12 protein-coding genes and 1 pseudogene are annotated in these 8,200 nt (G+C 64.2%); 7 read left to right on the top strand and 6 right to left on the bottom strand.

The features are described from left to right. From A2J03_RS31960 to A2J03_RS16425, 3 genes and pseudogenes are all read left to right on the top strand, one after another. Window positions 1–81 (top strand): annotated as a pseudogene (locus A2J03_RS31960) (TrkA family potassium uptake protein); the annotation flags it as partial. Between the two features lie 33 nt (window positions 82–114). After that, on the top strand, window positions 115–774 hold the full coding sequence (locus tag A2J03_RS16430) for a potassium channel family protein (RefSeq protein ID WP_068375920.1): 660 nt from the start codon (window positions 115–117) through the stop codon (window positions 772–774). Continuing rightward, on the top strand, window positions 771–1,064 hold the full coding sequence (locus A2J03_RS16425) for a GNAT family N-acetyltransferase (RefSeq protein ID WP_068375918.1): 294 nt from the start codon (window positions 771–773) through the stop codon (window positions 1,062–1,064). The genes A2J03_RS16430 and A2J03_RS16425 overlap by 4 nt, the downstream gene beginning before the upstream one ends. Here the strand turns inward: A2J03_RS16425 and A2J03_RS16420 are convergent. Further along, complete coding sequence (locus A2J03_RS16420; protein ID WP_197480822.1) at window positions 1,027–1,710, bottom strand: DUF3159 domain-containing protein; 684 nt, start codon at window positions 1,708–1,710, stop codon at window positions 1,027–1,029. The genes A2J03_RS16425 and A2J03_RS16420 overlap by 38 nt on opposite strands. A gap of 45 nt (window positions 1,711–1,755) precedes the next feature. Next, window positions 1,756–2,133, bottom strand: a complete 378-nt coding sequence (locus A2J03_RS16415) for an OB-fold nucleic acid binding domain-containing protein (protein ID WP_068375927.1) — start codon at window positions 2,131–2,133, stop codon at window positions 1,756–1,758. 150 nt (window positions 2,134–2,283) lie between these two features. On the opposite strand from A2J03_RS16415, the gene A2J03_RS16410 reads away from it, so the two are divergent. Further along, window positions 2,284–2,988: an alpha/beta fold hydrolase gene (locus A2J03_RS16410; RefSeq protein WP_068375924.1), complete on the top strand. Its 705-nt coding sequence runs from the start codon at window positions 2,284–2,286 to the stop codon at window positions 2,986–2,988. 28 nt (window positions 2,989–3,016) lie between these two features. On the opposite strand, the gene A2J03_RS16405 is transcribed toward A2J03_RS16410, so the two are convergent. Next, complete coding sequence (locus A2J03_RS16405) at window positions 3,017–3,823, bottom strand: DUF3710 domain-containing protein (protein ID WP_068375914.1); 807 nt, start codon at window positions 3,821–3,823, stop codon at window positions 3,017–3,019. Window positions 3,824–3,825: 2 nt separating this feature from the next. After that, on the bottom strand, window positions 3,826–4,311 hold the full coding sequence (gene dut / locus A2J03_RS16400) for a dUTP diphosphatase (protein WP_068375912.1): 486 nt from the start codon (window positions 4,309–4,311) through the stop codon (window positions 3,826–3,828). A 196-nt stretch (window positions 4,312–4,507) separates the two neighbouring features. Here dut and A2J03_RS16395 point away from each other — a divergent pair, with 196 nt between their 5' ends. Next, window positions 4,508–4,960 (top strand): DUF3093 domain-containing protein, encoded by a 453-nt coding sequence (locus A2J03_RS16395; protein WP_068375923.1) that lies wholly within the window; start codon window positions 4,508–4,510, stop codon window positions 4,958–4,960. Window positions 4,961–5,022: 62 nt separating this feature from the next. On the opposite strand, the gene A2J03_RS16390 is transcribed toward A2J03_RS16395, so the two are convergent. After that, window positions 5,023–5,325, bottom strand: coding sequence for a DUF4193 domain-containing protein (locus tag A2J03_RS16390; protein WP_068375910.1), 303 nt, complete (start codon window positions 5,323–5,325; stop codon window positions 5,023–5,025). Window positions 5,326–5,821: 496 nt separating this feature from the next. Here A2J03_RS16390 and cei point away from each other — a divergent pair, with 496 nt between their 5' ends. Continuing rightward, entirely contained in the window at window positions 5,822–6,502 is a 681-nt protein-coding gene (gene cei, locus A2J03_RS16385; RefSeq protein WP_068375908.1) for an envelope integrity protein Cei, read from the top strand. 8 nt (window positions 6,503–6,510) lie between these two features. Here cei and A2J03_RS16380 read toward each other — a convergent pair whose 3' ends face one another. After that, window positions 6,511–7,410 (bottom strand): inositol monophosphatase family protein, encoded by a 900-nt coding sequence (locus A2J03_RS16380; RefSeq protein WP_068375906.1) that lies wholly within the window; start codon window positions 7,408–7,410, stop codon window positions 6,511–6,513. A 162-nt stretch (window positions 7,411–7,572) separates the two neighbouring features. Between A2J03_RS16380 and ppgK the strand changes: the two genes are divergently transcribed. After that, on the top strand, window positions 7,573–8,200 hold a 628-nt coding region (gene ppgK, locus A2J03_RS16375; RefSeq protein ID WP_068375922.1), incomplete at its 3' end, for a polyphosphate--glucose phosphotransferase.

Raw genomic sequence — 8,200 nt, 5'->3', positions numbered from 1 at the left:
GAGATCTACGTCGCCGCGGTGTCGGGCACCGTCGCCGAAGCCGTTGCGCTCGCATCGAATCCGCCACCCTCCGATGACTGATCGCCACTCCGAACCTCACAGAGACGGGATTTCATGAGAGTCGCAATCGCCGGCGCGGGAGCCGTCGGGAGATCCATTGCCCGAGAACTGATTCGCAACGATCACTCGGTGATGTTGCTCGAGCGCAAACTCGATCATGTCGATCGAGATGCGATCCCCGAAGCCGAGTGGATCCTCGCCGACGCGTGCGAACTTTCCTTGCTGGAAGCCTCGAACCTCGAGACCTACGACGTAGTCATCGCCGCGACCGGTGACGACAAAGCCAATTTGGTGCTCAGCTTGTTGGCCAAGACCGAGTTCGGGGTCAACCGAGTAGTGGCCCGCGTGAACGATCCGCGAAACGAGTGGCTGTTCGACTTGTCGTGGGGCGTCGATGTAGCCGTGTCGACACCGCGCATGCTCGCATCTCTCGTGGAGGAAGCAGTGTCCGTCGGCGACCTCGTCCATCTCATGACGTTCCGCAAGGGAGGGGCCAACCTCGTCGAAGTGACCCTTCCCGAGAACACACCACTCGCAGGTAAACCGGTCCGCAAACTGTCACTCCCGCGGGACGCTGCGCTCGTGACGATCCTGCGCGGGGGACGGGTCATCGTGCCGCAGCAGGACGATCCGCTCGAGGGCGGGGACGAGTTGTTGTTCGTGGCATCGGTGGAAGTCGAGGGCGAACTACGCGCGGCGGTGGGTCTGCAATGACCACATCCAGCGACTCGGCCCAGGTCCGTGACAACCCCGAGCACGCTCGGTACGAGATCCTCGCAGGACAACAGATCGCCGGGATCGAGAAGTACTCACGAGACGGTGACGTCGTGACGTTTCTGCACACCGATATCTACCCCCAGTTCGAGGGACTCGGTTACGCGAGCATGCTGGTGAGTGCAGCACTCGATGACCTACGCCGCAAGGGATTACGCGTGCGACCGGAGTGTCGCTACGTGGTGGGCTTCCTCACGAAGCATCCCGAGTACCAGGATTTGGTGGCGTGAGTTCCACGTCGGTCGACGACGCCTCGGCGAGGGCGCGGTCGGCTCGACGAACGGCCCAGAACGTCACCAGCAGGGCGACTCCCGTCAGTGGCCAGCCCATGCCGATACGCGCGACGGCGAGCCATCCTGTCTGATCCGCGTCGTAGAGTTGCGACTGGACGAGGTACCGGGCGCCGAAGACCACCGCCCACGCGAACGTGGCGATGTCGTACGACGCAACCGCGCTGCGATTGCTCCGCCACGACGATCCGGCGCTGTTCAGATACCCCCAGGCAACGCCGACGAGTGGCCACCTGGCGATCATCGAGACGACGAACACCCCGGCGTACGCGAGCGAGGTATAGATGCCGAAGAGAAAGTAGCCTTTTGCGTCACCCGTGCGATACGCGATGAACGCGCAGATTCCGACACCGAAGAACCCTGAGATCGCGGGCTGAATCGGTGCACGCTGCACGAGCCGCCACACCATCACACCGAGCGCTACGGCCAACGCCGACCAAATCGCGGCGGTGAGGTTCCAGAAGCTGTTGACAGGTACGAAAGCCAGGACGGGCAGCGTCGACGCCACCAGACCGGTCAGCCCGCCGAGCTGCTCCAGGATGGTCTGTTTGCGGTCCTCGACGTTCTCGCCTTCACTGTCTGTCACACCCACGAGAGTGCCACATCGCCCGGTACGGCCCGCGGAAGGGCGTCAGGAATCGTCGCGGAGTTCGTAGTACGGGTTGTAGACGATCTTGCGACCGTCTCGTTCGCCGACGCGACCACGGATCAGCACAGTCTTCCCGGGCTCGATACCCGCGATCTTCCGTCGACCGATCCACACCAGCGTCACGGGATCGGTGCCGTCGAAGAACTCTGCTTCGATGTTCGCGTTGGCGGCTTTCGAACACGCATCGACGCTGCGAAGCCGGCCTAGCATAGTGACTTCATCGCCGCGGGAGCAGTCACAGGCGCGCTTCGCACCGGACGCTTCGGACGACTCGGCCATTTCTTGGGCGTCGAGTTCCTCGACGTCCTCGGTCAACTTCCGCGTCAGCTTGCGGAAGTATCCTGCGGCGGCGGGTGCCATTGCGCGCTCCTGGAGCATTTACGACGGGTTGTGCCACCTCGATGGCGTGTACTTCCGCCACTGTAGACCTGCTGATCGCGTACGGCCAACCGCACCGTTCGGGCTCCCCCCGAGGACGATTTCACCGGGTGCAAGTGCACAATGATCGGAATGAGAGAATGGCCCTCACACGCCGTTGTGCTGCCTGGCACGGGGAGCGATGCGCAGTTCGCTGCGGAAGCGTTCGCGCCGGCTTTGGCCGCAGTCGGGACGTCCACCGAGGCGATCGAACCCGATCCGACCGATGTCGTTGCATCGTACGAAGCAGCTCTCGACGCTGCTGCTTGCGAACACGGCCCGATCATCATCGGCGGAATCTCGATCGGCGCTGCCGTCGCGGTGGCGTGGGCGTCACGTAACCCCGGCCGGGCGTACGCAATCCTTGCGGCGCTTCCGCCTTGGATCGGTCCACCGGGCGACGCTCCGGCGGCGGCCAGCGCGCGGTACACCTCGCGACGACTGGTCGACGAGGGGCTGGCGGCCACCACTGCCGAGATGGTCGCATCGACTCCGACATGGCTGGCCGAGACGCTTACGCGGTCATGGCGGGCGCAATGGCCTGACCTACCTGCGGCGTTGCTCGAGGCATCTGCGTATACGGCACCGGATAGAGAAGTACTGGCCCGGTTGCGCGTGCCGACAGCGATCGTGGCGGCCGTGGACGATCCGGTTCACCCGTACGACGTGGCGCGAATCTGGCACGCAGACATAGCCGGGTCCTCGTTGTCGACCGTGACCCTCGCGGACATCGGCGCCGACCCGGGGATAATCGGAGCGCGCGCCGTCAGTGCACTGTCGGCCTCGCTCGAACGGTAGGACTCCCCCGTCCCCAGCCCTCTGCGTGTCAGCCGCCGAGTTGTTGCATTGCCGAGCCCGACGAGCCTCGACGTGGGCCCTCGGTGGGTCCGACAGGCGCGGGCGAAGCCGGAGGCGGCTGGGCGTTGGATCGAGCAGCCTGCTCTGCCTGCTGTTGTTGCGCGGCTGCCAGCTGAGCGGTCAGTGCGGCGGGAAGGACGACGGGAAGCGGTGTACGCACCGGATGCGGATCGGTGCCGCGGTCGACGACGGTTTGCGACAGCACGTCCCGAGCGATCTTCACGAGCGGAGAGTCGTTGTTCACGTTCCCTGCTGGACCGGCGAGCACGCAGCGGACCATCCACCGGTATCCGTCCACTCCGATGAAGCGCAGATCTGCATTCGCGGTGACACCGAGTAGCTCTCGTCCCCACGGACCGGTCTCGATCGAGACGTCGGACTTGTCGTTGCGGAGCGATTCTGCAAGATCCGCAGCGACTTCACGCCACTGACCAGGAGACTTGGGGGCCGCATACGCTGCAATGGTGATCCGGCCGTATTGCGTGACGACGTGCACCGCTTGCGGGGCGCCCGCCTGCGTCATCTCGACCTGAAGCTGTCCGCCCGCCGGCAGCGGCACCAGCACCGACCCGAGGTCCAGTCGAGTCTCGGCGAGCGCGTCTCGCTCCTCGTCGAGTTCGCCAAGATCGAACGGTCCCTGGTCGGGATCGAGTCCCCCGGGTGCCGCGTCATCCTCGGAAGCACTGTCCTCGGAGATGTCGGGGGTTTCGTCGGCGACGAACCCACCCTCCGTCTCGTCGGGAAGGCCAGAGCTTTTCTTGCGACGTCCGAACATGATCAGTTCTTTCCTTCTGGAATCGGGGTGTGCGCCAAGCTTGCGTGACCGCCGCTCGAACCGTATCCACCACTGCCTCGCGCTGTTTCGTCCAGCGAGTCCACCTCGAGAAACGTCACCAGCTCGACCTTCTGGACCACGAGCTGCGCGATGCGATCGCCGCGTACCAGGTCGATCGTCTCCCGGGGGTCCAGATTGATCAGGCAGACCTTGATCTCGCCGCGGTAGCCGGCGTCGATGGTCCCCGGCGAGTTCACTATGGACAGACCGGACCGCGCTGCCAACCCGGAGCGCGGATGAACGAGGCCGACGGTGCCGAGAGGGAGCGCCACGGCGATACCGGTTCCGACTACCATCCGCTCCCCCGGCGCGATGGACGCATCGGCAGTGACGTGCAGATCGACGCCTGCGTCGCCCTCGTGCGCGCGCTGCGGCAGAGGTAAGTCCGGGTCCAGCCGCGTCACCCGAACCTGTTGAGGCACGGACATGCCGTGGTCAATGGTGGAATCGTCTCTCACGTGCTCCGAGACTACGCTGCCCGACCCGTCGCAGGAGTGGAGCCTAGTCACGCGTCCCCGGGGAAAGGTTAGGCTGGAGGACGTGCCACAGGACTCACACCGCGATCTCGAATCCGACGCCCCGACGAGCGACGGGGCCAGGGACGACCTTGTCCATTCGGAGAAATTGTGGGTGCCGCTCTGGTGGTGGCCCGCAGGTCTTGCAGTGGGAGCCCTCCTCGCAGCCGAAGTGCACATGGGCGCACCCGGGTTGCGCGCCTGGCTTCCGTACGTGCTCCTCCTACCATTTCCGATCTGGGCTCTGTACTGGCTCAGTCGAATGACGGTCGAGGTCTCTCGCGACGGGTCTGGCGTAGGCGAACTGCGCGTCGGACAGGCGCACCTGCCCTTGGACGTGATTGCGACGGCAGCCGTCGTTCCCGCGACAGCAAAAAGTGCGGCGTTGGGAAGGCAGCTCGATCCCCTTGCCTTCGTACAACACCGCACCTGGGTCAAACAAATGGTTCTGATAGTTCTCGACGATCCCGACGACCCCACCCCCTACTGGTTGGTCAGCACCCAGCGGCCGGAAGATCTGGTCGCTGCCCTGGCTCGGCCCACCCCCGGAGATCACGCCTGAGCGGTCTCGGCCTCACCTTCGTTCGGACGAACACTTCCCGGTCGATCACACCGCTGCGTAGATTACGCAGCGCAGTCGCGGCAGATGAGTACGCCGCTCGCATCGCTTGCCAGTCGACTGCGGTGATGGACCAGGAAACAGCTGGAGCACGTGAACTCGTCCGCCTGCTTGGGGACAACACGGACCGATAGTTCTTCCCCGGACAAATCTGCGCCCGGAAGCTCGAACGACTCTGCCGTGTCCGACTCGTCCACGTCGACCACAGCGGACTGCGCCTCGTTGCGGCGTGCCTTCAGCTCCTCGAGCGAATCTTCCGACACATCATCGGACTCTGTTCTTCTCGGTGCGTCGTAGTCGGTTGCCATTGTTCTTTCGTACCCCTTGTTCTAGTGCATGTATTTGGTGAAAACGTCGTGCACTCGTGCCGGCGAGTTCGTCGGCCGCGGGGATCGCGCCTCATGCTGTCTTCACCGTCTCGTGTTCTGATCCGGTTCGTCTCTCCAACGGACGACAGTGATGCAAGGTGCCCGAGAAACTACCCGGGTAATGCCCGAACGATCGAGGTTGAAACCCGATCGAGACCTCACCTTTCTGTGCCGTCCACCACGGATTCGCTTCACTTTCGAAACCACCGGGGCCGCCAGACAATAGCCGAACCGCGTGACTTTGGCGAAACCGAATCGCCGAACGGTTCTCTTTTCGCCTGACAACCCCGTTGAACACCATCGACCCGCCAGACATTCCATGCCTGTGCAGCGACCTTCGTTCCGAAGCCAACTACAGTGAGCACGCACGCCGAGCCCGTTGCTCGAACGTCGGCGCGCACATGAAGATCCAGCGAAGGAAAGGCGTGTCCACACCGTGGTTTCACTGATCACCGAGGGCGACTCTGTCGACGATCGCGGCCGTCCTTTTCGGCGGAGGCGTGTGCTTCCGATCATGATCGTGCTTCTTGCGTTGGCGCTTCTCGGTGTCTTCACCTGGGTCCGGGTGTTCACCTCCGACGAAGCAGTGACTGCCACAGTCGAATGCAACGAGCCCTCCACGGCACCGTCGAGCGACGGAACGGTCCCCGCGCCCCTCGGCGAACGAGTCGATCGCTCTGCACTGCTCGATGTCGAACCCGCCGCTCTCTCGGCGACCAAGGTGCGAGTGTTCAACGCAAACGGCGAGCGCGGGCAGGCCGCCACGGTCGCAGCGGATCTGAGCGAATACGGTTTCGCGAGCGCGCCGGATGTGCAGGTCGGAAACGATCCGGTGTACCTCGATCAGAACATGCAGTGCCAGGGTCAGATCAGGTTCGGCGCAAACGGCCTTGCCGCGGCCAGCGCCGTGTGGCTGGCAGCTCCGTGCGCCGAACTGATCCAGGACGGCCGCGGCGACGACACCGTAGACCTGGCGTTGGGTACGTACTTCCAGAGTCTGCAGCCCAATACCGACGCCGAGTCCGTACTTCAGTCGCTGGCGGGTGTGACGCAAGGTTCAGCCCCCGCCCCACTCGACATCGAACTCCTCGAGGCTGCGCGCAGCGCACGCTGCTGACAATCGCCTCAGTCGATCGGGATGGCGTCGAGCGCGCCGATCGACTCGAGGCACTCGAGGAATTGACGTTCGATGCCCGGCGCGACCGCGACCGTGATCGAACCACCTGCTGTTGTCGAAGTCGGGCTCGGAAGCACGACAGCGGCCCCGGCTTCTTCGGCGACGAGAGATCCTGCGGCCCAATCCCATGGACTGAGACCGTGTTCGAAGTGTGCGTCGACGGCACCGGACGCGACCATGCACAGGTCGAGCGCTGCTGATCCGACACGCCGGATGTCGCGTATTCGAGGGAGCAATTCGGCGATGATCCGCCCCTGAGCAGTGCGTCGTGACGCGCCGTATCCGAACCCGGTAGCAACGAGCGCAAGTGCGAGTTCGGATACCGGATTACAGGTGAGTTCGACCGCGGGGCCGTCGGATCGGGTCATGGTGGCGCCCTCCCCGCGAGCCGCGCTGTACGTGACATCCCGAGCAACATCGACGACGACTCCGGCAACGCTGACACCGTCCACCTGAGCGGCCACCGAGACCGAGTACGCGGGGAGTCCATACAGGAAGTTGACCGTGCCGTCGATCGGATCGAGCACCCATCGAATTCCTCGCACCGATTCCGTCTGCCCGCCGCCTTCTTCGCCGAGGATCAGGTCGTCGGGACGCCGTTCGGCGAGCAGCGTGCGAAGCAGTTGTTCCGTCTCCGTATCGACGATGGTGACGGGGTCCGTGGGCGTGCTCTTCGTCTGGACCGGTGTCGACGAAGTGGCAGACGCCCCACGCACGTCGCCACCGAACACTTCGGGCCGACGGGTTCGCACGTGTGCCGCCGCGATTCGTGCGACTTCGCGGGCGATCTCCAGAAGTTCTCGATTGCTCGGGTGGGAGGCGTCGTCTGGTTTCGGCACGTGCACCATCGGATCACAGGTCGGGGCGTGCGCACCACTCGAACGATTCGTGTTCCGTTCATGGCCCTACCGATTCCGCGTACGGGCACTATTCTTTGGGAGCACGGTACTCACCGAGGACGGGCATTCGTGCGTACGAGGAAGTTCCACGACATCAGGAGCGCACGCCACATGACACAGGCAGTTACGGAATCGACGCCGACGGACTCACGGCAACGCCAGGGATTCGGCGTCGATGTGGGCGGCAGCGGCATCAAGGGCGGAATCGTGGATCTGGTGACCGGCGAACTCGTCGGCGACCGATACAAGATCGAGACTCCACAGCCATCGACTCCCGACTCCGTGGCGGCAGTGGTAGCAGAGATCACAGCATACTTCGACTGGACCGGACCGGTCGGTGTCACGCTGCCCGCCGTCGTCACCGGAGGGATCGCCCGGTCGGCGGCCAACATCGACAAGTCGTGGATCGACACCGACGCCAAGGCTCTGTTCTCCTCCGCACTCGGACACTCCAACGTCACTGTCCTGAACGACGCCGACGCGGCGGGCGTCGCCGAGGATCGCTACGGCGCGGGCAAGGACAAGAGCGGGGTCGTGGTCCTCCTCACGTTCGGAACCGGCATCGGTTCGGCCCTACTGCACAACGGTGTACTTCTGCCCAATACCGAGTTCGGCCACCTCGAAGTCGACGGCATGGAAGCGGAGCATCGGGCCGCGTCCTCGGTGAAAGAGAACAAGGGCCTGTCCTACAAGGAATGGGCCAAGGAGGTGTCGAAGGTACTTCAGACGTTCGAGGCGC

Origin of the sequence: Rhodococcus sp. EPR-157 (assembly GCF_001647195.1) — a bacterium.
Taxonomy (GTDB): Bacteria; Actinomycetota; Actinomycetes; order Mycobacteriales; family Mycobacteriaceae; genus Rhodococcoides.
The sequence above is the reverse complement of the archived record's forward strand: the minus strand, read 5'-3'. Positions and strand labels throughout refer to the sequence as shown.